At 67.6% G+C, this 24,601-nt stretch carries 33 protein-coding genes; 22 read left to right on the top strand and 11 right to left on the bottom strand.

From position 1 onward, the window contains the following. Positions 1-71: 71 nt before the first annotated feature. A complete protein-coding gene (locus CSR00_RS02980; RefSeq protein WP_141564247.1) occupies positions 72-1,106 on the bottom strand; it encodes a hypothetical protein in 1,035 nt (344 codons plus the stop codon). Between the two features lie 1,515 nt (positions 1,107-2,621). Then, positions 2,622-3,254 carry a hypothetical protein gene (locus CSR00_RS02970; RefSeq protein WP_099020915.1) on the bottom strand — a complete coding sequence of 211 codons (633 nt, stop codon included), beginning with the start codon at positions 3,252-3,254 and terminating at the stop codon, positions 2,622-2,624. Positions 3,255-3,600: 346 nt separating this feature from the next. On the opposite strand from CSR00_RS02970, the gene CSR00_RS02965 reads away from it, so the two are divergent. Beyond that, the gene (locus CSR00_RS02965; protein WP_099020914.1) at positions 3,601-4,482 is read left to right on the top strand and encodes an MPT63 family protein; all 882 of its coding nucleotides are present in this window, start codon (positions 3,601-3,603) and stop codon (positions 4,480-4,482) included. A gap of 57 nt (positions 4,483-4,539) precedes the next feature. Here CSR00_RS02965 and CSR00_RS02960 read toward each other — a convergent pair whose 3' ends face one another. Beyond that, positions 4,540-4,986, bottom strand: a complete 447-nt coding sequence (locus tag CSR00_RS02960) for a helix-turn-helix domain-containing protein (protein WP_099020913.1) — start codon at positions 4,984-4,986, stop codon at positions 4,540-4,542. 371 nt (positions 4,987-5,357) lie between these two features. Here CSR00_RS02960 and CSR00_RS02955 point away from each other — a divergent pair, with 371 nt between their 5' ends. The 11 genes from CSR00_RS02955 (at position 5,358) to CSR00_RS31520 (ending at position 10,747) form a co-directional block, all read left to right on the top strand. Next, complete coding sequence (locus CSR00_RS02955; RefSeq protein ID WP_176561873.1) at positions 5,358-6,572, top strand: PE-PPE domain-containing protein; 1,215 nt, start codon at positions 5,358-5,360, stop codon at positions 6,570-6,572. Positions 6,573-6,673: 101 nt separating this feature from the next. Then, the gene (locus CSR00_RS02950) at positions 6,674-6,895 is read left to right on the top strand and encodes an antitoxin (protein ID WP_099020911.1); all 222 of its coding nucleotides are present in this window, start codon (positions 6,674-6,676) and stop codon (positions 6,893-6,895) included. Then, on the top strand, positions 6,892-7,275 hold the full coding sequence (locus CSR00_RS02945) for a type II toxin-antitoxin system VapC family toxin (protein ID WP_099020910.1): 384 nt from the start codon (positions 6,892-6,894) through the stop codon (positions 7,273-7,275). The genes CSR00_RS02950 and CSR00_RS02945 overlap by 4 nt, the downstream gene beginning before the upstream one ends. A gap of 11 nt (positions 7,276-7,286) precedes the next feature. Then, positions 7,287-7,517: a hypothetical protein gene (locus CSR00_RS02940; RefSeq protein WP_099020909.1), complete on the top strand. Its 231-nt coding sequence runs from the start codon at positions 7,287-7,289 to the stop codon at positions 7,515-7,517. 35 nt (positions 7,518-7,552) lie between these two features. After that, entirely contained in the window at positions 7,553-7,822 is a 270-nt protein-coding gene (locus tag CSR00_RS02935) for a hypothetical protein (protein ID WP_099020908.1), read from the top strand. Between the two features lie 264 nt (positions 7,823-8,086). Beyond that, positions 8,087-8,578 carry a hypothetical protein gene (locus CSR00_RS31140; protein WP_245905799.1) on the top strand — a complete coding sequence of 164 codons (492 nt, stop codon included), beginning with the start codon at positions 8,087-8,089 and terminating at the stop codon, positions 8,576-8,578. A gap of 2 nt (positions 8,579-8,580) precedes the next feature. After that, on the top strand, positions 8,581-9,267 hold the full coding sequence (locus CSR00_RS31135) for a hypothetical protein (RefSeq protein ID WP_245905798.1): 687 nt from the start codon (positions 8,581-8,583) through the stop codon (positions 9,265-9,267). Positions 9,268-9,292: 25 nt separating this feature from the next. Beyond that, entirely contained in the window at positions 9,293-9,655 is a 363-nt protein-coding gene (locus tag CSR00_RS02920) for a hypothetical protein (RefSeq protein WP_099020907.1), read from the top strand. Between the two features lie 27 nt (positions 9,656-9,682). Then, complete coding sequence (locus tag CSR00_RS02915; RefSeq protein ID WP_141564246.1) at positions 9,683-9,973, top strand: hypothetical protein; 291 nt, start codon at positions 9,683-9,685, stop codon at positions 9,971-9,973. Continuing rightward, complete coding sequence (locus CSR00_RS31130) at positions 9,966-10,496, top strand: hypothetical protein (RefSeq protein ID WP_245905797.1); 531 nt, start codon at positions 9,966-9,968, stop codon at positions 10,494-10,496. The genes CSR00_RS02915 and CSR00_RS31130 overlap by 8 nt, the downstream gene beginning before the upstream one ends. A gap of 116 nt (positions 10,497-10,612) precedes the next feature. Beyond that, positions 10,613-10,747, top strand: coding sequence for a hypothetical protein (locus CSR00_RS31520; RefSeq protein ID WP_281259662.1), 135 nt, complete (start codon positions 10,613-10,615; stop codon positions 10,745-10,747). A gap of 162 nt (positions 10,748-10,909) precedes the next feature. On the opposite strand, the gene CSR00_RS02905 is transcribed toward CSR00_RS31520, so the two are convergent. From CSR00_RS02905 to CSR00_RS02880, 6 genes are all read right to left on the bottom strand, one after another. Next, entirely contained in the window at positions 10,910-11,800 is an 891-nt protein-coding gene (locus tag CSR00_RS02905; protein ID WP_141564245.1) for a hypothetical protein, read from the bottom strand. 704 nt (positions 11,801-12,504) lie between these two features. Then, a complete protein-coding gene (locus tag CSR00_RS02900) occupies positions 12,505-13,191 on the bottom strand; it encodes a Crp/Fnr family transcriptional regulator (protein ID WP_099020904.1) in 687 nt (228 codons plus the stop codon). 7 nt (positions 13,192-13,198) lie between these two features. Beyond that, a complete protein-coding gene (locus tag CSR00_RS02895; protein ID WP_099020903.1) occupies positions 13,199-14,602 on the bottom strand; it encodes a cytochrome P450 in 1,404 nt (467 codons plus the stop codon). A 2-nt stretch (positions 14,603-14,604) separates the two neighbouring features. Beyond that, positions 14,605-15,801 carry a DUF6545 domain-containing protein gene (locus CSR00_RS02890; protein WP_099020902.1) on the bottom strand — a complete coding sequence of 399 codons (1,197 nt, stop codon included), beginning with the start codon at positions 15,799-15,801 and terminating at the stop codon, positions 14,605-14,607. Beyond that, positions 15,798-16,298, bottom strand: a complete 501-nt coding sequence (locus CSR00_RS02885) for a hypothetical protein (protein ID WP_099020901.1) — start codon at positions 16,296-16,298, stop codon at positions 15,798-15,800. Before CSR00_RS02885 ends, CSR00_RS02890 begins: the two co-directional genes overlap by 4 nt. A gap of 5 nt (positions 16,299-16,303) precedes the next feature. Beyond that, positions 16,304-16,753, bottom strand: a complete 450-nt coding sequence (locus CSR00_RS02880; protein WP_407662391.1) for a helix-turn-helix domain-containing protein — start codon at positions 16,751-16,753, stop codon at positions 16,304-16,306. A gap of 208 nt (positions 16,754-16,961) precedes the next feature. Here CSR00_RS02880 and CSR00_RS02875 point away from each other — a divergent pair, with 208 nt between their 5' ends. The 10 genes from CSR00_RS02875 (at position 16,962) to CSR00_RS31710 (ending at position 23,744) form a co-directional block, all read left to right on the top strand. Next, complete coding sequence (locus CSR00_RS02875) at positions 16,962-17,237, top strand: hypothetical protein (protein WP_099020899.1); 276 nt, start codon at positions 16,962-16,964, stop codon at positions 17,235-17,237. Between the two features lie 322 nt (positions 17,238-17,559). Continuing rightward, entirely contained in the window at positions 17,560-18,108 is a 549-nt protein-coding gene (locus CSR00_RS02870) for an ASCH domain-containing protein (RefSeq protein WP_099020898.1), read from the top strand. Positions 18,109-18,116: 8 nt separating this feature from the next. Further along, positions 18,117-18,638 (top strand): hypothetical protein, encoded by a 522-nt coding sequence (locus tag CSR00_RS02865; RefSeq protein WP_141564244.1) that lies wholly within the window; start codon positions 18,117-18,119, stop codon positions 18,636-18,638. Beyond that, positions 18,631-19,377, top strand: a complete 747-nt coding sequence (locus CSR00_RS02860; protein ID WP_141564243.1) for a hypothetical protein — start codon at positions 18,631-18,633, stop codon at positions 19,375-19,377. The genes CSR00_RS02865 and CSR00_RS02860 overlap by 8 nt, the downstream gene beginning before the upstream one ends. Next, positions 19,364-19,609: a hypothetical protein gene (locus CSR00_RS29955; protein ID WP_141564242.1), complete on the top strand. Its 246-nt coding sequence runs from the start codon at positions 19,364-19,366 to the stop codon at positions 19,607-19,609. Before CSR00_RS02860 ends, CSR00_RS29955 begins: the two co-directional genes overlap by 14 nt. After that, positions 19,609-20,748, top strand: a complete 1,140-nt coding sequence (locus CSR00_RS02855) for a DUF5131 family protein (protein WP_099020895.1) — start codon at positions 19,609-19,611, stop codon at positions 20,746-20,748. The genes CSR00_RS29955 and CSR00_RS02855 overlap by 1 nt, the downstream gene beginning before the upstream one ends. Continuing rightward, positions 20,745-21,125 carry a hypothetical protein gene (locus CSR00_RS02850; protein WP_099020894.1) on the top strand — a complete coding sequence of 127 codons (381 nt, stop codon included), beginning with the start codon at positions 20,745-20,747 and terminating at the stop codon, positions 21,123-21,125. The genes CSR00_RS02855 and CSR00_RS02850 overlap by 4 nt, the downstream gene beginning before the upstream one ends. A gap of 6 nt (positions 21,126-21,131) precedes the next feature. Then, complete coding sequence (locus tag CSR00_RS30505) at positions 21,132-22,031, top strand: hypothetical protein (RefSeq protein ID WP_176561872.1); 900 nt, start codon at positions 21,132-21,134, stop codon at positions 22,029-22,031. Positions 22,032-22,089: 58 nt separating this feature from the next. Further along, entirely contained in the window at positions 22,090-23,010 is a 921-nt protein-coding gene (locus tag CSR00_RS02840) for an alpha/beta fold hydrolase (protein ID WP_245905796.1), read from the top strand. After that, entirely contained in the window at positions 23,007-23,744 is a 738-nt protein-coding gene (locus CSR00_RS31710; RefSeq protein WP_099020893.1) for a DUF4031 domain-containing protein, read from the top strand. The genes CSR00_RS02840 and CSR00_RS31710 overlap by 4 nt, the downstream gene beginning before the upstream one ends. Before the next feature lie 32 nt (positions 23,745-23,776). Here CSR00_RS31710 and CSR00_RS02830 read toward each other — a convergent pair whose 3' ends face one another. Both CSR00_RS02830 and CSR00_RS02825 read right to left on the bottom strand, forming a co-directional pair. Further along, positions 23,777-24,271 carry a type II toxin-antitoxin system VapC family toxin gene (locus tag CSR00_RS02830; protein ID WP_099020892.1) on the bottom strand — a complete coding sequence of 165 codons (495 nt, stop codon included), beginning with the start codon at positions 24,269-24,271 and terminating at the stop codon, positions 23,777-23,779. After that, positions 24,268-24,552 (bottom strand): type II toxin-antitoxin system Phd/YefM family antitoxin, encoded by a 285-nt coding sequence (locus tag CSR00_RS02825; RefSeq protein ID WP_099020891.1) that lies wholly within the window; start codon positions 24,550-24,552, stop codon positions 24,268-24,270. The genes CSR00_RS02830 and CSR00_RS02825 overlap by 4 nt, the downstream gene beginning before the upstream one ends. Positions 24,553-24,601: the final 49 nt, after the last annotated feature.

The raw sequence follows: 24,601 nt of genomic DNA, 5'->3' as shown, positions 1-24,601 counted from the left end.
TCACGCAGGAGAGCCAGCAGCGAGGAGTACTTCGACGACAGCAGGGCGCACGTCAGCGCGGCACTGGCCACTTAACGTCCTGCGAGCTGCGGCGGCGCCGACGTCGGCTCAGCTGACTGGACATCGAGCAGCATGCTCCACGAGTAGGTCGCATCAGCCAACGCCCGTGGGGCGACAGGGTTCCGCATCGCCAGCGCAGCCTCTGTGGCATACGCCTGCGCCAGCAGCTGCCGGCACGCACCACCCTCGGTGTCCAGCTGCCCGAGCGGAATGTCACGGACGTCGACTCGGGCCGCGCGCTCCTGGACGCACAGATCGTGGTGCTCCTCTTCCAACTGCTCCCACGGCAACGACGACACCCAGCGGGGCTGATCGATCCGCCCGAGATTCGAGCTGCACAGCTGCAGCAGCTTGTGCCGAGTGGAGGATGAGCCGGCCTTCTCGTCGGCGCTGAACGCCAGCCACAGAACCTGTTCTCGTTGCTTGACCGGATCGACGATGTGCTTGACCGCTCGACGCCGCGCGTCGGACACCTGCAACTCGAACCGGGTGACCACCGGCCCGCTCAGAAGCTCCGGATGCGCGCTCACGGTGCCGTCCACGTAAGCCCATGGCAGGCCGGCGGTGACGGCCGGGGCGCTGGACATCGTGGACGCCAGGGCCGTCAGCTGTCCGCAGACCGCGGCGGCGTACTCGGCGATGACCCGCGCCGGATCCAGGGTGCCCTCCCAGCGGGAGGACTCCTCGTGTGACCACGGCATGACCACATCCGCGGGCAAGAAGGATTCAGCGGGGACCCAGCCGCGGCCGCGGTCCGACGTCACCACAACCTGCCGGCGGCCGCTCGTCACGACCATCCCGGCGGCCCAATGAACCGCCGACGCGCCGCCGGCAGCTTCGACGACATAGCGGACAGTGGCCAGATCCTGATCATCAGGCAGCACAAGGGGATTGACAGGGGCAGTGAAGATGGCCGGCGCGATCAACGGATCGGACGCGCTGAGCGGGGCGATGATAGGACCGCTGACACCGCCGCCTCCGACCGGACCAGCCGACGGCGGCACAGAAGGATCCGGATTCTGCTGCGACGACGAGTTATTGGTCACCGGCGTCGACGACGGCGGGGCCGTGTGTGCGCCGGGTGCAGGCCCAGAGCCCGGTCCGTGACTCGGTGCAGGAGAGGGAGCGGGAGCCGGTGCGGGGCCCGGCGTTGCGGTCGCCGGTACGCCAGCTGCCGGCGGAGGCGCCGCCATGGTCGGCGGTGGCGGGGGCACCGCGCCGGCAGGTGCTGCCGGCGACAGGGGAGCTAACGGCGTTGGCGGCGGCGCAGGAGGCGGCGCAGGGACGGCGCCCGCGGCTGCGGAAGCCAGAGGGGCGGCGGCCGACGCCAATGGTGCGGCCGACATCGGCGCAGCAGCAGCCGGAGCTGCCGCTGCCGGCGCGGCCGCCGCCGACACAGGACCAGCGACAGCTGCGGCAGGAGCCGCCTCTGTAGACGAGGCCGCCGCTGTGTGAACCGCCGGCGCAGCAGATGCGCCAGCCGACGTTTCACCAGGCGTCGTCGATGCCGAGGCCTGCGAAATCGGCTGTGCACCACCAGTGGTAGACGGAGCGCCCGAAGACGAACCGGCTGAGGACGCCCCCTCCGCTCCGGAGATATTCGGCGTGGCGGGCGTGCTTCCAGTCGATGGCGCAGCGCCAGTATTAGAAGGAGTGGCCGCCGAAGCCGCTGGTGAGGTGGTCATGGGCGCACCAGTAGCGGGCGCCGAACTTCCCCCACCGGCGGCGGACCCCGATGGCAATGAGCCGCTACCTGCCCCGGAAGATCCGGGACCTGTCGATGAGAGTCCCGCGGGAGATACGGCAGCCTGACCGGGCCCCGAGGCGGCGACGGTGCTGCCGCCGCCGGTGGCGTTGCCGGCGGGGGTAGCTTCGCCGGGCGCCGAGGCGCCGCTGCTCCCGCCGCCGGTGGCGTTGCCGGCGGGGGTAGCCTCGCCGGGCCCCGAGGCGCCGCTGCTGCCGCCGCCCGAGGTGTTGCCAAGGGGAGAGGCTTCGCCGGGTCCCAATGAGGAGGGGCTGCTTGAGGGAAGTGATCCGGGGCCGAGCTGGCTGGCCCAGCTCGGCACTGCAGATAGTGCGCCCGTGGCGGCCGCCGAAATGTTCCGGATCGCCTGCTGTGCCTCAGTTTTCACTTCATCAATAAGCTGCTGGACGTCATAGCCGAAGAACTCGAGAAGTGGACGGGCAGACTCCAGCATCGCTATTCGCGACTCCGCACCGGCGACTACAGCAGCCATACTCAAGTGCATCGTACCGAGAATCCCCGCCCACTGGGACAAGCACGCTGCCGCCTCGCCTACCTGGGCCGAGGTGATACCGACTTTCAAGAAGTACTCGACCCAGGAGGCGGAGATGACCTCAGCAAGGCCGCCTTGGCCGTAGTTGAGCAGCTGTACCGCACCCACTTGGCCGTCCTGGGATGCCGCCAGCAGACTTGCAGACAGCTTGGTCAGCTCGACCGATCGTCGCGTTAGATCTGCAGGCTCCAGCGACTCCTCCCACAGTCCCTGCAGGATCTCGGCCGCATTAGGCCCAGGTGGAATTGGTGTCACCGCACCGACCTAGCCTGTCGCGCAGAGCTGGTTCATCTCGGCCGAGGCGGCATTGACCGTGACGGCATCTGCGGACGTAAAGGTCTTATCGGCCAGCATCCGCACTTCGGTGCGCTTCGCCGTCACGTAGTTTCTGGCCGCAGCAGCCACATCCGGCGGAGTATCGGCGATCTTCGGCTCGAACAGGTCGAGCGCCTTTGTGATCGCAGCATTCCGATTGGAAACGTATGTGTCGATATTCGGCGTGTTCCAATCCCATCCTGCGGGCAGGGCGGGGATAGCGTCGAGCGCCGGCTTGGTCGTCCGCCACGCCTTGCAGGTCGAGGAAGACTCGGCCGCCACACCTTCTGCTGGCGCATTCTGAGCGGCGGTCGCCCCGATGCCGGCCGGTGCGGCGGTGTCGGGTCCGCGGCTCAGGAGTACAGCTGCGATGACGGCGGTAGCGATGATGATGGCCGCCACGATGATGGCGACGGGGAGCCACCGCCGTGCCGGCTTGGCAGGCGGGTAATAGGGCGGCCACTGGGGCGGGGGCCCGGGCGGCGCGGCGATCGGGCGATTTCCCTCCATGGGGGAATGGTAGCGCTCCGGGATCGCTGCGTCACTGGTGATCGGGGCGTCAAGCTGCGCATTTCGTGCCATGGCGTGCCCCCTTCCGTGCTAATTAGTCCGGTGCGGGAGTGGCCGGACTCCTGTCATATCTGTGTGATAGCACCATGCTAGCACAGTGCAACACAAGGCTTTGAGGCGATATTCCCGCTGCAAGCGGCACGTGCTGTGCCGGAGTGGCGACGTGTTGGGTCGAGCTTATGGCGAGGAAACGGGGTTACCGCGGCTTGTTGAGGGACGTGCCATCGGCCCTGATAGACCGCGTGTGTCTGTCGGTAATTTTCCCGAGCACGGTAAATTTCGTGCCGCGCGGCAGGCCGATTTCCCACCTCGCGCTGTTAGCTTGCTGAAGTAGCCCATGTCGAGTCAGGGGATTTGAATGCGGAATCGGAATCTGGTGGCCGCTTCGGCTGCTGTGGTGTGCCTTGGTCTGGTCGGGGCGCCGAGCGCGGCCGCGGATGACGCGGTAGTGCACACCTTCGGTCAGCCCGCTGAGCTGGTTAACGGCGATGTCGTGCAGGCCTGGACGGTCACGAATCTGAAGCCGAGCGCCGACGTCATCCCTTACCGGGTGGCCGGGACGCTGTGGGAGGCGACCGCCACCGATACAGCGGTCCGCGGGACTGTTCAGCCGATCGTGTCGAACCTGAACGCGCGGGCGCGTAGTGGCCAGACGTATCGGGTGTTGTTCGGGGTGGCGACGCCGCAGGGTGTGAACCCGGCTGCGCTCGCCCAAGGTGAGCAGACGTCGGGGAAGGTCTACTTCGATGTGGTCGGCCCCGCCCCGGAGACGGTGGTCTACAACTCGATGGGCACCGATCTCGCGCAATGGGTTGCCCCACCGCCGGCGCCGGCGGTGGGCTCACCCACAGGTAGCGGCCAGTGGAGCCCTCCAGCGGGCACCCAGGCCGCACCGTCGGTCTCGGCTGGGGCGGGCGGCGAAGATGCGGCCGAGACCCCACTTCTGGGCGCTGAGGGCGCCGCAGTCGCCGACGAACTGCCCACAGGTAGCCAGGGCACCCCGGTGGCAGCGACACCGGAGCCAGTAGCTGAGGGAAGTCAGGGCACCCCGCTGCCGACTACTGCCGGTAGCCAAGGGACCCCGTTGCCCGCGTCCGAGGGCAGTCAGGGCACCGCCCTCGGCGAGGCGACGGTCCCTGCCGCCCCAACGCAGCAGCCGGCTGCCGCTCCTGCCGAAAGTCCCGGAACGCCCACCACGGCGGTTCCGGCAACGACTGCGATCGAGCCGACCGCAAGTTGACCAGCGCCTTCCTCGCGACGGGGAAGGAGTCGATCTGGGGTCCCGGACGCGTCAGTGTTATGCGGTGGTGCCGGGCGGGCGCTGGCGGGCGTGTTCATAGGCTTGGCGGTACTCGGCGGTGGAGATGCCGAGGATCTGCGCGAGGGTTTCGGCGTTGGCGTCGGAGAGGCCTTTTTCGCCGCGTTCGATGCCGCGCAGGGTTGAGGTGGCGATACGTGCAGCGGCGGCCAGTTGTGGCTGTGTGAGGCCGCGGATGACGCGCCAGTCGCCTGGGTAGCGGTCAGCGGGATCGATGGTGACGACCTGGTCGATGGGGGTCTTCAGCGTGGCCATGATCCGCACGAGGAAGTCGATCTGCGGTGTCGCCTGGCCGGCTTCCCATTTGTGAAGCGCGGAAACGCTGATGCCTGTCAGTCGCGCGAGGTCGGCGACGCTGAGGTTCTTGGCGATGCGGGCCTGGGTGAGTTTGGCGCGGTCAAAGCCACGCATGACTTTCCGTGTCATGCGCGGCTTCCCTGGGGTGTCGTCCGCATTGCGAGACCAGCGTTGCTGATACCCAGGACTTCCCTCTAGCGAGAGGATCATAACGTAGGATCATAACGTAGACTCTGTGGTGCCCAACCCACCCGATCGGTAGGTGGTAGCAGCAGAGAGGGACCCGCTTCATGTCCACGAGAAGTCTGTTTGAGCGCCGCGTCGCGGTCACTCGAACCGCGGGTCAGCCAGGCCGTCGTTGCCGTTGGAGCCGATCGATTCCGGCGTCGGTCGCCGCAGCGATCTGTGTGGTGGCCTTGGCCGTGAGTGCTCCCGCGCCGCAGGCGTCAGGTCAGGTTGTCATCCCTGTGGGTCCGACGACCGTCTACACGCTAGAACCGTTGAACTACAACCGGTATGAGACCACGCGTTACTCGTTACAAGGGGCGCTGTGCGAGGCGCCCAGCACCTGCGTCCAGGTGGACTACCCGGCGGCGCTGGACTCCTCGCACATCGATGGCGTCTTCGGTGAGGATGGCTCGATCGCGGACGGGGCGGCCGCGCTGGACCGTGCTCTGACCAACGATCCTGGGGTCACGCTGGTCATGTCGCGTTCACAAGGCAGCCAGGCCGTCGGCTTCTGGCTACGTAACTACGCACCCACCACCACGGTCGACCCGGGGAGCACCTCGCTACTTCTCCTCGCCGACCCCGAGAACACCTACGGGGTGCCCTGGACCCCGAAAGTGCCCACCAACACCGGTTTTGACGTCACCGAACTTTGGATCCAATACGACGGGTGGGCCGACTTCCCGCAGCGGTGGTACCCGTTGGCGGTCGCCAACGCTGTCTACGGAATGTTCTCCATCCACTCCGAGGGCTACATGGACATCGACCCCGATGACCCAGCCATGATCGAGTGGTCAGCCGACGGAATCAACTACAAGATGGTGCCCACCCAGGAACTTCCCCTCCTCGATCCCCTGCGCGCCGTCGGGCTGGGCTGGGTCGCCGACATCCTCAACGACCCCCTCCGGCGACGAGTGGAAGCAGCCTACGACCGGCCATCGAGTCAGGAACAAGCCGATGCGCTGCCCCAGACGCAGGAGCCAGGGAACGAAGCCGCGGAAGCGGGGGCAGCGCCTGTCAGTGCAACTTCGCCCGAGCCGGCGCCTATAGCGCAGTCGACCGAACTCGACGAGAGTGCGGGTAGCGTCGAGACGGTCGGCACCGACACGATCGAGCACAACGAACTCAACGACGGCCCTGTCAGCGTTGGCGGCCACGCTCTCGACGAGGACGCCCCCGATGGGGAGAGCGCTGATGATGGGACTAGCCAGGAGGCTGCTACCGAGACCGCCGAGGGGATCGACCTAACAGCCGACGAGACGCCGACCGCCACTGACGAGGGAGCGTCGAGCCAGGTCGCAGACACCGACCCCGGCGCAGAGCGTCCAGAAGAGCACTCCTCTCGCGAACAGGGCGCGGCGGGTGCCGTTGGCGGCGAAGACACTGCCGCGCCAACGAGCACGAACACTGTTGGCGATGGTGAGCGACACAGACATGCCGCCGATCGCGGAGATGCCCGGCGAACAGCTACGGCAAGAGGGCGATGATGGGGACTGCTAGCGAGAAGCTCGGCTCCGCATGGTCAGGGGAGCGGGCGGTGGTGCCGCTCACCTAACAGTAGCGTTGCATTCTGCTAGCATTGTGCAACATGGCGACTGTTTACCTACGAGACGTCCCTCAAGACGTCGCAGACCGGCTCGCGCTCCTAGCGGCCCGAGAGCGCATCTCGGTGAACGCCTACGCCGCGCGGGAGCTGGCTGAATCGTCTCGACGTGCCGACAACGCCGACCTGCTGGCCGCGTTGCCGGACCTCGGTGTCGCCGCCGAGGAGATCATTGCCGCGGTCGATGAAGGTCGCGCGGGGACATGATCGTCATGGACGCTTCGGCGGCGGTGGCCGCTCTGCTCAACGACGGTCAGGCTCGTGAACGCCTGGCCGCCGAGCGGGTGTGGGCACCTGAGGTGATCGACGTCGAGGTGGTCAACGGCCTGCGAGGCTGTTTGGTTCATGGCCGAATCGACGAGGGTGCGGCGCAGGCCGCGTTCGTGGCGTGGCGGGGCCTGGGGGTCCGGCGCGTCAGCGGCCGTGGGCTGCTGACGCGGGTGTGGGAGCTACGGGAGGTCCTCGACACCGCCGCCGCGTCGTATGTGGCGCTAGCCGAAGCGCTCGACTGTGCGGTGGTCACCGCTGATGCGAAGCTCAGCGCGGTCACTGCGGCGCGCTGCCCGGTACTGCGTGTAGCGAACTAGATTGCAAGGAGGTGGAGAAGGTGTTGAACATACTGCAGCGCAACGTGATCCGGGGCTTCCTGGATGAGGGTATGGACCCGCAGGAGATCGCCGACTATCTGGGCCGACTAAATGACCTGGGGCCCCTGGAGATTGTCACGATCCGCTCGGCTGCCTACGACATGCTCAACGAAGAGCCCGCCGCGACGCCGGAGACGGTTGGGCGGCCGGCGCTGACACTGATCGCCGGCGGCGCAGCGTAAACGTCCGTGTTGGTGGAGAGAAGAGGGGACGAGGGATGGAGTTCTTAGAGGCGCTGGCCGCTCAGCAGCCGACGACGGGAACCGTTGTGCAACTTGCCGATGGGCGGTTCCTGTCGCTGGATTCCGACGCGGGTGAGTCGTATGTCATCGGGCAGGATGGCGCCGGGGTGTTGACGGTGACGATTGTCGTGAAGGATCGACTCGGCGAGCGGCAGCAGGTGTGGCGGTACAGCCCCGCTGCCTGGATCGGTGTGGTGGAGACCTCGGATCCAGCCCCTCCGGGCACAGCTCTCAAGTTCACGTAATCCCAGCATCCGCGCGCACTGTGCGCGCATGCGTAGGTGTGTGACCTGCAGTAACGGCGCGTCCCCCGATATTGACTGGGCGGCGGAACGGTGTCACCGCAAGTGCGGCGCCCATACTCGAACAAAGGCGAGGGGAAGGAGCTGTCATGGCCGACGGTGCCACACCGGTTTATGGAATGTCGTTGGAGCAGGCGCTCATTCACGTCTGGTACGACGGATTCACCTCGGGAGCGTCGACGGGCTGCAACCTCTTCCTGCCGGCCGATGCGGCCGACGCCAAAGGCCGACGAGCTGGTGGCGGCCGCGATCGAGTCGTCGGAGCTGCGGGCACAGGTGCAGGTCGAGGTGCGCGAGCGGATCACGTCGTTGATGCAGACGGTGATGGCCAAGGGGCCGCTTCCGGGGGTTTCTGCCGAGGACATTCGGCGCCAGACGATCGAGGCGTCGCCTGGACGTGTCGGCCCGTCGGCGGACAATCACGAACAACCTGAAGGAGTCGACATGGCGGACGAGGCATTGGTGGAGCAGACCCCGGCAGACGACGAGGAGTTCTTCCCCGACGATGCGCTGCCGATTCATCACCTCGACGAGGACCGCGATGGGCAGCAGCGCGGTGTGTGCCCGCACTCGGGTGGCGGCCGCACCGACGGTGGTGGCTGTCCCCGCGGGTGTGAGGGAGCTACCGAGCACTACTCGAACGATGGGCACCGGGGGTGCTACGACCCGGCACCGGTCCGGCCGCGGGCTGGAGCGTAGCGATGAGCGCGGGTACCGACCACGCAGACATCTGGGCCTACGAGTCGGCGGCGTGCGAGCCGACGGAGTGGGAGCGCTGGATCGATGCCGTCGAGTCGATCCTCGGTCACTCGGCGGACGGCGACGGAGAGGCCGACGGTTACTCGCTCGACGAGTTCTACGACACATGGAAGCAGGGACTGTCGCCGGATGCTGCAGCCGCGGGGATCCGGCACACCGTGACCCGCGATGGCCGTCAGTACTGGCTGCGGAAGTCGCCTGGCGGCGAGTTCTTCGTCAACCGGGCGAATCCTCCGAGTCCGGAGTGGTCGGGTGAGCCTCGGTGGACGCAGATCGGCGGGCCCTTCGTCACAAGGCATCTGGCGTGCGAGTGGCTCACGGCGACCGGCGGAACCATCACCGAGGCCGGAAGCGGTGACGGTGTTGGTCGTAGCGAGCACGAGGTCATCGACCTGGACCAGGATGCGATCCGGCCGCCGGATGACGCGACCGAATGCGGTTGCGGTGTCCGCCGAACGATCATGCGACACAACGCGATCTCACCGTGCGCCGGCCGCGCGTTGGCGAGGCTGAAGGCAGCTCACCCCGACGAGTACGCCGGATACCTCGCCGAGCAGAAGACGGAAGCGTTGGCGGAGTTCGAGGAGACGTGGCAGCGTCACCTCGCCGGCGACCACAACCCGCGGTAGACGACGGAGCAGCGACGGGAGAACGATGAGCGCCACAGTTGGATGGGCCGACAACGCAACGGTTTCCGCTGTCGCGCGGGCGATCTGCGCCGAGCGGTTCAAGGATCGCAAGCTGACCGGTGAGCCCACTGACGCCGACGTTGACCAAGTTCGCCACCTCGCCGAAGCGGCGCTGCGGGCAATCGAGGCTCTCAGGACCGTCGCGGACGCCGCCGACGTCCCGGTTCGCGCAGTGGCTTTCAACAAGGCCGACGGGTCGATCGTGGCGCGGTTCGACGAGGAGAACGGGGTCGTCTTCGGCGAGGACCGGCCGTTCCCCTGGAGCAGCAAGTACTTGCGCGGTCCGCTGGTCCTGCTGTGGCACCCGAATGGCGGGCTGTCCGCGTAACAGGCACGGGATGTGGGGATCGAGGTCATGAGGACGAGGCCGTTGAGCTGGTCGCAGCGCGTGACGATGCTCATGATCGCCGACGGCCGCTCACCCGCGGGCGGCGACAGCTACCTCGACACCACCGGTCTGGGGATCCCCGGCGCCACCATTCGCTCACTGAGGCAGCGCGGGCTCATCGAGCCGTACTCGTGGGGGCAGCCGCGCAGCTGGGTTCTCACCGCCGCCGGGGTGGCCGCGGTCAACAGCGGATCCTGCGATGAGCCAGACGCGGAGGACAACGGCAGCGTGGACTCCGTTCGGGACGGTCATGGGTAGGCCGTCGCCGCAGACCGTCGCCCTGCGGGAGCGGATCGTGGCGGCGCTGCGCGGCGAGGGGTCGACACCGGCCTCCACGCGCCGCGTGTGCGAACTGCTGGGCGCCCGCCGGTACGACGAGACCGGCTACCGGATCTACCCGCAGCTGTGCGCGCTTGATCGGCTGGGGGTGGTGGAGCGCATCCGCCCCGGCGGGGACTGTCAGGACGTGTTCTGGCGGCTCCTGGGTGATCCCACGGATGTGGAGATGGCCGCGGCCGTGGATCTCGACGCCGCGCAGACGGGTGACGTCGACGAGGAGTATCCGAGTTTTCCGATGGTGATGGCGCGCCTGGATGCGCTCGGGGCGGCGTTGGCGGCCACCCGGTCGATCCGCGACGTGGAGATCGCCGGCAGGGCATTGGATGCCAACCTCGTGGAACTCCGCGCGATCCGACGCCTACTCGATCACGCGGTTCGGGCTGAGGCGGCCTGCGCGCGTCCGGTGTCGTCGCGGTCGGCGAGATCGGCGGCGAGACAGTGACATCAGGCGTTCGGCGGCGCTTGGTGAGGAAGCTGTGTCCGGGCAGTGATGCGATTCCCCCGTCGGCTCCCGATTCGGCGGATCAGTGGTGTCCCGCGTGTGGCGCGGAGATCGGTGTGGGAGACAACGGGTGCATCGTCGCGCACCCGATGCGGTACGGAGCGATCGTGGAGCACATGGCGCACGTCGTGACCGAACTCGAGTGCGGGTGGTGGGAGCTGATCTGGGCGCAGCCCCAGCGGCCGCGCTGACGAATGTGAGGTGGGATCGGCTTTCGTGCGTGGCTTTCTTGGTGGCGTAGCTGGGAGGTCGAGATGATGCTTGCTCATCGCCGAGGTCGAGCGGTGAATGCGCTGCTTGCGCGGTCGAGGCATGATGGCAGGTGGGAGTTTGCTGGGGATAGCGCGTATGGGCTATCGCCGTCGTGATGGGTGGGCTTTGGTGATGGCGGCGTCGTGGATGTCGATGCTGTAGCAGATGGTGGCGATGTAGTCCTCGATCTCGTCGGCATCTTGGGCGCGGCTGCCTTCGATCTCGTTGAGTGGCCCGACGAAGGGGCGTTCGTATGCCTGGGGGACACGGGCGGTGGGTTGTGCTGCGTCTCTGTACGCCAGCGCGGTGGGCTGGCGCAGGTAGTAGGCGGAGCCTTCGGGGGTGATGACGTACGAGCGGTCCGCTGGGTCCAGGGGTTCGTTGTCGCAGTTGGTGATTGACGCGTTGGGTGATGGTTGGAGGAGCCATCCGATGGTCTCGATTCCGGCCAGCGGTTGTGCTTCGGGGTATTCGTCTAGTTCCAGGTCATCGAGATGGATGAAGGTTTGGCGGGTTGGTGCGATGTTGTCGTGGCGCATTCGATTGATGAAGCGGACGGTTTGTATGTCGGCGCGGTCGTCGAGGCTGGCGGCGCGGGCGTCCAGGTCGATGTAGGCCTCGGCTGCTTCGCGGATGCAGGAGTGCAGGACGTGGGTCCAGTCTTCGAGTGCCGGGTTGTCGGCGACGAGGGGCAGTTCGAGGTGCGGGACGCGGGGCACGGAGCCGTGGGCGAGGTCGCGGGGTTGTGTGAGGGGGAACGCGTGATTGTCGCGGGTTACGACGTAGCCCGGTGCTGGACCGATGTCGGTGGGGATGTACCAGCCGGTGGCGGTGACGTTGGGCATGGGTTCCAGGTAGAGGTGCGGATGGGTGCTGAAGTAGCCGAAGACGTGCCGCTGCTCTGCGATACCGGCTGATGTCATTTGGGCGATGAAGTCGGCGAGGAGGTCAGCGGTCTGTGCGTCGAGGGGGTGCATCGTCGGGGCGGTCATCGTGTCACCTTTGCTGGGATGGGTGTTGATGTGAAGAGTAGGGGTTCCCGACAGGCCGTTGGGTGACGTTGATGCTGGGCAACCCCGACTGAACAGCGTGTATGCCATGTCCCCGCTGTGGTGCAGCTATTGCGGAATCGGCTCGGCTAGTGCCGCGCGGTCTGGTCAAGGCACATGGGAGAGTTTGCTGATTGAATAAACTCTCTGGAGTTTTGCCGAAAAGTCGGTGGAATGGTTGCGGCTTTTCCCGGCGTGTGGGCGCCGAGTCCTCCAGGAGAGTGATGGCGACCTGGGCGGATGCCGCCGGCCGGTTGGTCGTCGGGGACATGACGGTGACACGTCCCCCCATCCATCCCCGCCCCGACCCCGGTTTGCGGGTGCTCGAACGCCTGGTCACGGGCGCTTTCCAGTTCGTGACCCATGCACCGCTGAATTCGGGTTCCATCAACGGGTCCGGTATCCGCCCTGCTCGGAGACGGTCACCCTGTGCGGTGGGGTGTCCAGTCGCGGGGAAGCGGAAGGGCAGCTTCCGACGAATGGCCAGGACAGCCTGGAGCAAACGGCAGAGAAGGGGCCGTGGTACACGAACAGCCGGACACCGGTGTTCGTAAAGTTTCTCCATCTATGGGCGTGTCGAATACGCGCGCGAGAGCGGCTGTGGAGTCGTTGAAGCGCGGGCGATCTCGGGTGGCCCTCGGGTGAAATCAGTGGTGGCGGGCCCGGCGCGCCAACTGCTCGGGGTCGACGATCAGGACGGTCTTGCCGGTGACGCGGATCCAGCCGCGGTCGGCGAAGGTGGACAGGGCCTTGTTGACGGTCTCGCGTGAGGAGCCGACGAGCTGGGCGATCTCGGACTGGGTGAGATCGTGGTCGATGCGCAGGGCGTCGCCGCCGCGGACGCCGAAACGTTGCGCGAGGTGCAGGAGTTGGCCGGCGACGCGGCCGGGGACGTCAGTGAAGATGATGCCGCACAGGATGTCGTTGGTGCGGCGTAGGCGGCGTGCCAGTACACGGAGGAGTTGCTCGCCGATCTCGGGGTGGGCTCGGGTCCAGTGGGTGAGTGCTGTGCGGTCGGCGGCGACGGCTTCGACGTCGGTTAGGGCTGTGACCGTGGAGGTGCGTGGGCCGGGGTCGAAGACGGCGAGTTCGCCGAACATGTCGGCGGGTCCCATGATGGCCAGGAGGCTTTCACGGCCGTCGGGTGTGCAGCAGCCGATCTTCACCTTGCCGTCGAGGATGACGTAGAGCCGGTCGCCGGGGTCGCCCTCGGCGAAAATCGTTCGCCCCTCAGGGAAGCGGATGGGGTCGAGTTGAGTGGCGAGGGTGACGATGATGTCGTGGGTGAGGCCTTGGAAGATGCCGGCTCGGGCGAGGACCTCGATGCCGTGCATGCTCGGGTTACCTCCGGTGGTGTAGGCGCAGTCGTAGCTCGTCGGGCTTGAGGGTAAGGGTCTCGGAGACCTTGAGTTGGTAGCCGCGCTCGGGTTCGAGGGTGAACTGGTGCAGGACGGCGGCCAGGGTCAGCATGATCTCGTGGAGGGCGAACTGGCGGCCGATGCAGGCGCGGGCGCCGGTGCCGAACGGCTTGTAGATGTGGGGCGGCAGGGCTCGGATGTTCTCTGGTAGGAAGCGGTCCGGGCGGAACCGGTCGGCGTCGGGGCCCCAGGTAGTGGTGTCGCGGTGGGCGGCGACCAGGAGAACGAAAACCCAGTCGCCCTTGGCGAAGTGGTACTTGCCGTCGCCGATGGTGGCGTCGGTTTTGGCTTGCCGGAAGTAGCCGGGGGCGACGGGCCACAGTCGTAGGGTCTCGTCGACGACGCGGCGGAGGTAACGCAGGCGCGCTACGTCGTCGAAGGCGATGTCGGGGAAGGACCGCTCGGGCCAGCGCCGGTCGATCTCGGCCTGGGCGGCGGCGGCGATGTCGGGGTTGTTGGCCAGGTAGTGCAGTGCGAAGCCGATGGCGTTGGCTGAGGTTTCGCTGCCGGCGACGAGCAGGGTCAGGATCTGGTTGGTGATGTTGGCGTCGTCGAGGGTTGCGCCGGTGGCCGGGTTGGCGGTGTTGAGCATGTGGTCGAGCATGTCGGCGGGCCCGGTGTGGGGGCCGGCGTTGCGGCGGTCGTTGATGATGGTCGCGATCTGCTCGCGCAGCCACTTCTTGTCCTGTTGGTGTTGCTCGCGTTGTCCCTTGCCGAAGAGCTTCTCGTAGAACGGGATCGCGTCGGTGCGGCGGTTGGCGTACTTGAGTTCGCGCAGCACCGTGGTGATGAAGGGGTCCTCGCTGGTGTCGTCGAGTTTGTTGAACGAGTGGCCGATGCCGGCGCGGGCGACGAGCTCGGTGGTGAGCCTGTTGGATTCGGCGGGGACGTCGATCCAGGTGTCGGTGTCGGCGCGGGTGCTCCAGGCGTCGATCAGTTCGGCGACGGTAGCGGTCATGGTGGGGTGGTAGGACTCCATCGCGGCCTTGGTGAACGCCGGCATGAGGATGGCGTGGGCGGTGGCCCAGTTCGGCTCGTCGTTGTAGGCGGTGAAGAGGCCGTCGCCGGCGACTGGGCGCAGCTTGCGCAGCGAGTGCCCGACGTGTTTCTCCCAGGTGCTCTCGTCGTTGACGTCGTTGACCAGGCCGGTGTCGGACAAGACGATGACGGGGAAGTCGAAGATGCGTTGCTCGACGATGCCGTTGTGGGCGGCGATGTCGCGGGCCAGGCCTTGGGTGGGCTTGGTGAGGTCGATGGTGAGCAGGTCGCCGATGATCGGGAGGCGCCAGCGGGGGTGGGGAAGGGTGGCAGAGGTGTTGGTGGGCATGGCTATTCGCTCATCTCCTTCGCCCAGTTGTGCTGGGCCTCTTGTCGGGCGTGGGACCACCACCGGGCTAGGCGGAGCAGCTCGGTGGTTTCCTGTTCGAGGTTGGTCGATCGGGACTGCAGGATGACGGCGGTGTCGACCGTGGTCGGGGAGGCGCCGGCTTGCTTGGCGTGGACGGCGTTGGCCAGCTGCAATGCTGACAGGGCGGCGTCGCGGTGGGTCGGGGCGATCGCGTAGCGCTGAAGGTAGGAGTCGGCCTGCGCCTGGTTGGTGTCCTGGAAGTAGGCGCGCAGTTGAAGGATGGCGTCGCGGATCTGCACCGTCGTCTGGTGTAGGTCCAGGGGCGTTTTCTGGCGGCGGCTGCTGGAGGTGTGCAGCTCGAATGCGATGGCGGGGACGGCGTGGATCATGTCCGCGCGCAGGGGTTGCAGCAGCCGCCAGTGGCGGCTGGTGGCGTCGAGTCCGATGCGTGCGGTGATGGCCTTGGCGGCGGGGACCGCGGCGATGAGGCTGACGCCGACGGTTTCCCAGAAGATGTTGGAGCCGTGCAGATTCAGTCGGAAGTCGACGGTGTGGAGCCATCCGAGTTGTTCGAGGGCGGCGAGGATGACGGCGTCGATGCTGGTGCTGCCGACGGCGATGCCGATGACGAAGCCGCCGGCGGCCAGCAGACGTTCACGGGGTTTGGCGTCGGGGCGGAGCAGCTCCTTGATGGCCATCTTGAGCAGTCGGTAGGCCAGGGCGATGAAGATGCCGGTGAGCAGTGCCCAGGCGGCGACGCTGTACCAGCCGCCGAACCGTTCGAGGGTCTGGCCGGCGCGGCGGGCGGGGGTGGCGGCGATCAGGAAGCCGATGGCCAGTACGGCCGCGGTGGCGCGGTGGTAGCGGTGCCGCCGGCGGGCCAGCTCGGAGGAGTGTGCGGTCCAGAGGGTGACGAAGCCCAGAAATTCGGCGGCGGCGAAGATCATGACCGCCAGTGAGAGTTGTTGGGCCGCAGTGATGGACACCGGGGTATGGTCGGCCAGCACGGTTTGGATGGCGTGTTCGCGCAGCAAGTTGGAGGTGACCATCAGCGCGAGCGTGTGGTTGAGGTAGATCTCGTACTGGCTGCTGTTGAAGAACGCGTAGCGGATCGCGACGACGACGACCATGAAGACCAGCAGAGGCCAGGTGAGGTAGGCCGCGACCGATGTGGTCATCTGGATCGGAAGAAGACGCTTCGCATCATCGACTGGTGGTCGGCGCGTTCGGCGGCGGCGATCATTAGGATGCTGGCGAACATCTCCGCGTCGCGTTCCTGGTCGCTGGCGAAGTCGGTGCGGCCCAGGACCGCGTGGACCGCGGCGGGGTCGATGGCAGGCATCACTTGGCGGCACATCTCGACCTCGCGGTCGCGGTCGGCGCCGAAGGCGCGGTTGCGGCCGTGGCCCAGGATCATGTGGCCGATTTCGTGGCAGACGATCTGGTCGATGTGGTAGTCGGAGGTGCCGATTTCGTGCAGGATGATGTCGTCGTGCTCGCGGGTGAGCCACAGTCCGCAGGGGCTTCCGGCCAGAGCCGCGGTGTCGGTGGGGATCAGGTGGATCGGCCGGCCGCGGTATTCGGCGAGGTTCGCGATGAAGGCGTCCCTGTCCCAGGGGACGGGGATGGGCAGCTCGCGCGCCATCACGAGCATGTCCTCATTGGATACCGCCATCGTGGCTATTCCCCCGAAGTGTTCACGGGCGGCAGCTGCTCCAACTGCCGCGCGTGATCGACCATAGCCCGCAGGCTGTTGAGGGCTTGTGGGGTGAGTCCTGAGGCGCGCATGGCGAGATCACGGACGCCAGCGTCGCGCATGGCCTGGAGCAGGTTGAGCTGGGCGTCGATCTCGGGGTCGATGCCGGGGTCGATGAGGTAGGAGGGGGTCACTCCGAAGAACTGTGCGATCGCGCGCAGATGGGTGACCGTGGGGTTGGTCTTCACTCCGCTGCGCAGCTGCCACAGGTAGGCGGCGCTGATGGAGACGCCGGTCTTGGCGGTGATGGCTTCGGCGGCCGCGACGTTGGACAGTGGCGGGTCGGACGGCTTGCGCATCGTGTCGAAGAGCTTGTTCAGCTTGATCGCCAATTCGGACGGTTCAGCGTTCTCAGACGCCGTTACGTCAGTCAATATACTCTCGTTTCATATGCCGACCCTAGTCGTGTACTGATATTAGACCAGAGGTCGTCGCTGCGCGTTGGTGCTGTTCAGGGGGTTTTTGTCGGCAGGGTGGTGTTCGCTGCGGCTGGCTTCAAGATCGTCGGAGTGTGCACTTGAGGGGAATCTGTTTACATGAGTACACGTTGCGGACATACAGAAGTATTGGTATGAATGCGGCATGGCTAGGAAGTCGCCCCGCATCACGTCCCTGACGGCGCTCGGATCCTCCCGCGACAAGCCCACCGCCACGCGCGTCGTGCAGCTGCCCACCGCCGACTCCGACATCGCCCTCGTGCGCGGGTACTCCCGCGAACTCAAGATCGCCTGCGACGAGCTGCACGACGATCCGTTCAACCCGACCGCGCGCCAAGAGCTGATCCGGCTGATCCTGCAGGACAGCAAGAGCGCCGATGCGGCCAAGGAACGCCTTCACGGCGTCGCCGCCGGGCAGTAAGAGCGTCACCCGCCCCTTATCGATCAGTGGCACGTGCCGCCTCGGCTGCTGGCCGGTGTGGCGGCCGACGGTGCCGGTGCTGAGCGTTCTCCGCAACGCGCGAGGCAACCTCGAAGTGACGTGAGCTCCCCCGCCTGAACCCGACGCGGCGGGCGGCGCGACTCAGGGACGTGCCGTCGCTGCTGGTAGGCCTGCCGCCAGAGTCGACAACATGCCCACCTGCGGGAAAGTGGATGACTCGTCGGGTAAAAAGACCAGTACGCAGCACCTAAATCCAGCTCGTGGCGTTGTTACGATTTGCGGCATCCAAGGAGGTGTCGCCATGCGCAACCGCAGTCCCAACGCGTGTTCACCGAGCGTGCCGCAGACCGCCGTCCGGGCCATCACGGTGCAGCAACCCTGGGCCTGGGCGATCGTGTCGGCAGGCAAGAACGTCGAAAACCGTACACAGGCGTGGGCGCATCGCGGCCGACTGTTGATCCACGCCGGCGGGCGCTGGTCCGAGCGTGGTGGCCAGTCGGAACTGGTCCGCACGCAGTGGGCGCGACAGCACCCCGGCAACAACGTCATCCAGCACGGAGCGCTGCCCGAGTGGCTGTTCGCGGCCGCCGCGGCGGAGAAGGTCGCGGGGGTAGCGGCGGGAGCGTTCGTCGGCGTCGTCGACCTCGTTGACGTCCACCCCGACATAGGGTGCTGCAAGCCCTGGGGCGAGTCGTCCTACACCGAGCACGGCGGACGGGAACGCCGCCGCGTCGCGCACCTGATTCTCGAGAACGCTCGCCCGCTGCCGGAGCCCGTTGCATGTCGCGGGTCGCAGGGGCTGTGGGTGCCGCCGCCGGACGTGGTGCAGCGCTGCGAGGTGGCTCAGTGAGTGTCGGTGTGAGTGTCGAGGCGCACCGCGGCGCGCTACGCAGCGGTTTGGCGTGGCTGTATGAGACCGAGCAGCCCGAGGCTGCGATCCTGCAGCATCACGGCGATGGTCTCGCCTCGCACGGCAACCGGAACATGCGGTTCATCCCGGCGGGCTGGGGTGGTCGCGTCGTGATCGTCGTCGACGTCACCAAGGTCGACTACGGGACCGGTCGCGGTGCGCGAGGTCCGCGCAATCCTTTGGCAGTCGACGAGCTCGACGCGTTCACCGTGCTTCTGGCTGACCTCGGTCACGCGGTGGTGCACAGGTGGAACGGTCACCCCGCCGCGACGGGCAGCCTCGCGCTCGCTGGGCCTGCCCACCCGTCGCTGCGCGCTGCGGTCACCCGGTATCACGCGGGCTGTCCCCGTCACCGTTCGGTGCTGTGCCGGTGCGGCTGGTACAGCGAGGGTTACCGCCACGTGATCGGTGTGCGCGCGGTGCACGCCCAGAACGAATCAACCGCTGCTGTGTTGGTTTTCGATGAGTGAGCAGCATGGGGTGGAAGGGGAGGCGGTGGCCGGATCCACGGACATGTCGTTGGCCGACAGGTTCGGTGTCGGGCCGGGGCGCGACCGCCGGCACGCCGTGGATCTGTTGGAGGCGCTTCCGGCGATCGACGCCGGGGTGCGCGCCGGGCGTCTCGCGCGTGATGTCGAGGTGTTCGGTGTGTGCGGGGAACGGGTGACACTGGCGCGCAAGTGGGGCCGGTTCGAGTACGGGAACCCGCAGCTGAACTCGCGGCGGTGCGAGCGGTGCGGGTGGATCGTGGCACTGTATCTGGGCAGCACGGGTCAGGAGATCGACTACTACCGTGCCGATCCCACCGATCGGGCACTGATCCTGGCCGGTGGCAACGATCCCGATCTGATGCCGAACATCCTGTCCGCGGTCCTGGCCAGGTATCAGGGCCAGGCTCCGGATCCGGAGCCTGGGTTCCTGTCGGATCTGCTGGCCCACATCTGCCGGCACCGGCCGATCGCGGTCATCTGCGAGCAGTGTTGGGATGGCGGCGCCGAGGAAGCGCACGGTCCGGGGGTCATGGTGTGTCCGGAGTCGGCCGTGGCGTGCTGGTCGTGCACCTTCATCGCGGGGGCGTGGGCCGGCGAGCACGAAGGCGGGATCGGCTCGTGTGAGTGCGTGGTGACCGCGCCGTGCTCAGTGCTCGCAGCAGTCGCCGCCCACCACGGAATCAGTGTCACGGCAGGAGGATTCGATGAACGACGTTGATCTGGGGTCTGAGCTGGAGGCCCGCGCCGGAGGTGTCGACACGACCGGTGTGGTGAGTGTGCTGGCGTTCCTCGGCTACCGCCGGCGCCAGGCCCGCTGCAGCTGCGGTTGGCGGGGTCCGGTGCGGTGGCTGCTACCGAAAGGGGCCGCGGTAGATGCGCTGACCCATGCCGCTGGCCGCGGGTGCGCCCCGGCCTATCCGTTGGTGTCGAGGGTCGAGGGAGTGCGCTGATGGGGGCTCGGAGCAAGATCGAATGGACCGACTCGACGTGGCCCGTCGTCACCGGGTGTGCACCCGTGTCGCCTGGTTGTGACAACTGCTACGCCGCTGCGCATGCCCGCCGATTCGCGGGAACCTCGGCGTGGCCCAACGGTTTCGACGTCACCTTGTGGCCGGATCGGCTCGACCAGCCGATGCGGTGGCGGGCGCCGCGCAAGGTGTTCGTCTGCTCCACGGGGGACCTTTTCCACGACGCCGTGCCCGACGAGTACATCGCCGAGGTGTTCGCGGTGATGCAGAGCTGCGCCACGCATACCTTCCAGGTGCTGACCAAGCGGCACGCCAGGATGCGGTCCCTGCTGAGAAGCCCGAAGTTCTGGACCACCGTGACGGTGTTCGGTGAGGACGTGATGGCTCGGCGGCCGTCGCGTGAGCAGTACTGGCCCAATCACGGGCAGCGGCAGGGGTTCCTGCCGAATGTGTGGCTAGGTGTGAGCGTTGAGAGCCAGTACTGGGCCAACCGGCGCATTCCGGCTCTGCTGGACACCCCGGCGGCCGTGCGCTACCTGTCGATGGAACCACTGCTCGAACACGTCGACCTGTGCGAGGCGTTCCGGAAATGGTCTCCGCCGCAGGATCATCCGGCCTGGGATGGGCGCCGCCTGCGGGTGCGTGAGGTCCTGCACTGGGTCATCGTCGGCGGCGAATCCGGGCCGAAAGCGCGTCCCCTGCATCCGGACTGGGCGCGTGGGGTGCGTGATCAGTGCCTGCAGGCCGACGTCGCGTTCCACTTCAAGCAGTACGGCGAATACCGGCCGGTCCCGGTCGTCGACGACGACACCCTCGCCTTCGGCCGCGCCTACGACCACCCTTGCGGCGGGCGGATGTCGCCGACGGTGCGCGTGCCTTCGCCGGGTGCGTCCGGGATGCGCGGTGCGCAGACTCGGCTGCTGGAGCCCGGAGAGTGCACCACCAACACCGCGATGCTCGACCGCGACACCATCGCGGTGCGGGTCGGCAAGCGGCGCGCCGGCCGTGACTTGGATGGGCGGACCTGGGATCAGTACCCGGCGGCGGTGACGGAAACAGGTGAGCGGGTCGGTACTAGCCCAGTGGAAGCACTCGCACACAGTCACGGAGGACCGTCATGACGACCGACACCATCACCAACGCCGAGCGCAGCGCGCAGGGGCTGTACTACCAGGTCGAGCCGATGCCGGCGGCGGCGATGGCCGTTGGGCAGCGGGTCAGGCTGGGTCGCGAGCGGCAATGGTGGTCGGTGCGTGGGGTGGCCGGTGAAGAGGTCGTCGTGCTCACCCGGCAGGCGCCGTTTCGGCGGCGCGGTGCGCTGGAGTACACGGTGCTGGATTGGCGCTCGGGGGTGCGTGGGCCGGTCAACGTCATCGGGCAGGGCTGGGGTGTGGACACCGACGAGCAGTGCCAGGAGCTCGCGGAGTTGGTTCGCGACGAGCGATGGCTCGTGTCGATGCGCAACTGGCTTCCGATCGACGTGACCGACGTGAGGTAGACGGCGATGGCAGGCAAGCGTGTTGGCTCGACGATGACGGCCGGTGAGCTGCTGGGCCGTCTGCGGCGCCACTACATCGAGCCGTCACGCCGGCTTCCCGGCGGGATCTTCGTTCCCGAGGTCGGGATGAACGGCGGCTACGGTGCGGGGCGCCGCTGCGATGCCATCTACGTCGGGTTCACCACCACCAGCGGCCGGCAGCTTGTCGGTCACGAGATCAAGGTGTCGCGGTCTGACTGGGTAGCCGAGCTGGGCCGCAAGACCGGTAAGGCCGACGCGTGGGCCGACCAGTGCCATCAGTGGTGGCTGGTGGTCTCCGATCCGGACATCGTGCGTGCCGGGGAGCTGCCGGAGGGCTGGGGGTTGATGTCGCCGGGGCGGTCGGTGACCCGGATGGCGATCCACCAGCCGGCGACGGTCAAGACCGATCACCACCCGGACTGGGACGCGGTGCGGTCGGTGTTCGCCCGGTACGACACGTTGCGCGCCGAAGCGGTGGACGCCGAGCAGAAGGCCGCGCGCGAGGTGGAGCAGCGGAAAGCGCGCGAGGAAGCCGACGCGCGGGTGGCGCGGCGCATCGCCGAGTTGCCCGATGCCACCGAGTTGGAGCGGCAGCTGGATCTGGTGCGTGAGGCGCTGGGGGCGCCCATCGACTTCACGTCGGTGGATCGGCCGCCGCGGCACGGCGCGATCGGGCTGCAGGCGCTGCGTGAGGTCGCCGCGATGGTGGCTGCGCACGGGAGCCTGGCTCGTGTTGCCCATCGGATCACCGAGGGGTACGCCAATCCGCTCACGTCGGCGCAGAAGGCCGTCGACGACCTCGCCGGTGCGTTATCCGCCGTGGAGGCTGCGGGGAGCCGTTCGGAAAGCCATTGCAGTGCAGAGGATGTCAGGGCGTCGGCGTAGGAGGCGATGGGTCGTGAACACGGACGGGGCGAGTGCGCGGCGGTGCCGCGAGGTCTCAGTGGTCGCGGATGACGGTGTGCGGCTGTCGGTGCGCGAGGTAGGGGGTCGCGCAGCCGGGCACACCGTGGTGTTCGTGCACGGGCTGTGCCTGTCTCAGTTGTGCTGGGCGGGTCAGATCGACGCTCTGGTGGACCGGTTCGGGGACGCGGTGCGGGTGATCAGTTACGACCACCGGGGCCACGGCAGGTCCGGTCAGGCGCCGATGTGCAGCTATCGCATCGAGCGCCTCGCCGAGGACCTCGCGCAGGTGTTGGTGGCGATGCAGGTCGGCGGGTCGGTGACGTTGGTGGGCCACTCCATGGGTGGGATGACCGCGCTGGGCTACCTCGGCTTGCCGGCGTGCCGACGGCCCGTGGATCCCGTCGGTCTGGTGTTGTTGGCGACCGCGGCCGGCAAGCTGCCGCAGAGGGGCATGGGGCGGCTGTTGGGGACCCCGGCGACCGCGGCGTTGTTCGGGATGGTCGACAGGGCTCCCGAGCAGGCGGTCAAGGCGCTGACCGGGCCGCTGTGCGCGACGCTGGGCCGGTGGCGGCGCGGTGCGGCGTCGGCGGCGACGGTGGCCGCGGTGGCCGCTGACGCGCTGGCTGCGGTGTCGGTGGCCACCGCAGTGGGTTTCCTGCCGGCGTTGCGGGACTACGACCAGTACCCGACGCTGGCCACGATCCGGGCTCGCACCGTGGTGGTCTCCGGCGGGGATGATCCGCTGACCCCCGCGATCCACTCCCGTGACCTGGCTGCGGGGATTCCCGGCGCTGAACACGTGCACGTGCCGAGGGCCGGGCACATGCTGCCGCAAGAGGCGGCAGCGGTCGTGCACCGGGCCATTCGGCGTGCGTCGGGTCTCGACGGGGCGCTGCGCCCGAGCTCAGAGGCCGCCGAGTCCGCGGCGGCGCCGGTTCTGGCAGGGGTGGCGTCGTGACGGTCTACGTCGATGATGCGCGGATCCCGGCCCGCGTGGGCCGCTTGAGCAGCACCTGGTCGCACCTGTTCGCCGACAGCCAAGACGAGCTGCACGCCTTCGCGGCCCGCCTTGAGTTGCGGCGCAGTTGGTTTCAGGACCCCACCAAGACCGGCAAGCCGTTCACGGCGAAGCCGGGGAGCCGTGCCGCGCAGAACTGGCACTACGACGTCACCGAGGGGAAGCGGCGCCAGGCGGTGGCCCTGGGCGCAGTCGAGGTGAGCAGTCGGCAGGCGGTGGCCATCATCGACGCCCGTCACCGGGCCGCCCTGGACGCCGTGCACGCCGGGGTCGGGATGAGTGACGGTGACGAGGCGTTCCGGGCGTGGCGCGAGGGTCTGCTCTCGCCGCGGGCGATCACTGCCGCTCTGGACGCCAGGGCGCTGTACGGACCCGAGGTGGACCGTGCATGCGGAGTGGAGGAGCCCGCGGTCGACCAGTGGGAGGCCGGGCAGCTGTATCCGAGTTGGGAGCAGGTGCAGGCGTTGTCGCGGCTGACCGGGGTCGGCGTGCAGTTCTTCACGCGCCCATTCGATGCTGAGGTCACCGGCGGGTTCCTGTGCCGGCGGCGTGGGCGTGGGCGTGGCTGTTCGCCGTTGTCGGGTGTTCGGGGACCGCGGGAGTTCCCCCGCCATGTCGTCGCCGCGACTCCCGGAACACGTTGGCACATCGTCGAACTCAGTGACCAGCGGTGACGGCACGTCCCCGCGATGCGATGCCGGTCGTGTCAGTTGGCGCCGGGGGAGGCGACCTCGATGCCGTGATGGGCGCAGGCTTCGATCAAGCGGTGGTCGTAGGCGCACACCGTCGACACGATCGATTGATTGGCCAGGACGGTGGCCAGGTGCACGGCATCGAGCGTGCGCAGGTCGGCCGGCGCGACCGTCTCGGCGAGCGTGCTGATCTCCGGAGTCATCAACAGGACGTCCACCCGTTCGAGGACCCGCCGTGCCGCCACCGCCGCGTCCGGCTCGGCAGTCGCCGCCTCCTGGGTCCCTCGGGCGATGGGTTGGGCGGTGTTTCCGACGCGCAGTGCCGCGCGCAGCAGTTCGATGCGTCCGATCTCGGCGGTGCAGCAGTCGGTGCGCGCCGGGCGGACTCCTCGCTGAGCGGACTCGACGAATTCGGAGTCGGTGAGGTCGTTGATCCAGTCGATGAGAGCTTCGGACTCATTCTCGCGGACAACGAGTTTCACCATGGCGGAGGTGTCGAGGTAGATCATCGGTCGCCTCGCTGCTGCTGGAGGACCTCCGAGATCGAGGGCGTGGTGTCGTCGTCGTGTTCGAGTAGATCGGCCGTGTCGAAGAGTCTGCCGCGCTTTGCAGCAGGGGAGAGGCGGCCGGCGGCGATCAGCGCTTCGCGGTCGGTGTCGGTGTCGCCGACCGGTACGAGGCGGGCGACGAGGCGGCCGTGGTTGGCGATCTCGATGGTCTCGCCGCTTTGGGCGCGAGCCACCCAGGCGCTGGCGTTCTGGCGCAGCTCGCGGATCCCGATCCGTTCCATACCCAGACGGTAGCACAAAATGTGCTACACAAATGTGGTGTGGGTGTGA

This window comes from Mycolicibacterium palauense (genome assembly GCF_002592005.1).
Classification (GTDB): domain Bacteria; phylum Actinomycetota; class Actinomycetes; order Mycobacteriales; family Mycobacteriaceae; genus Mycobacterium; species Mycobacterium palauense.
This window is presented reverse-complemented; position numbering and strand designations above follow the sequence as displayed.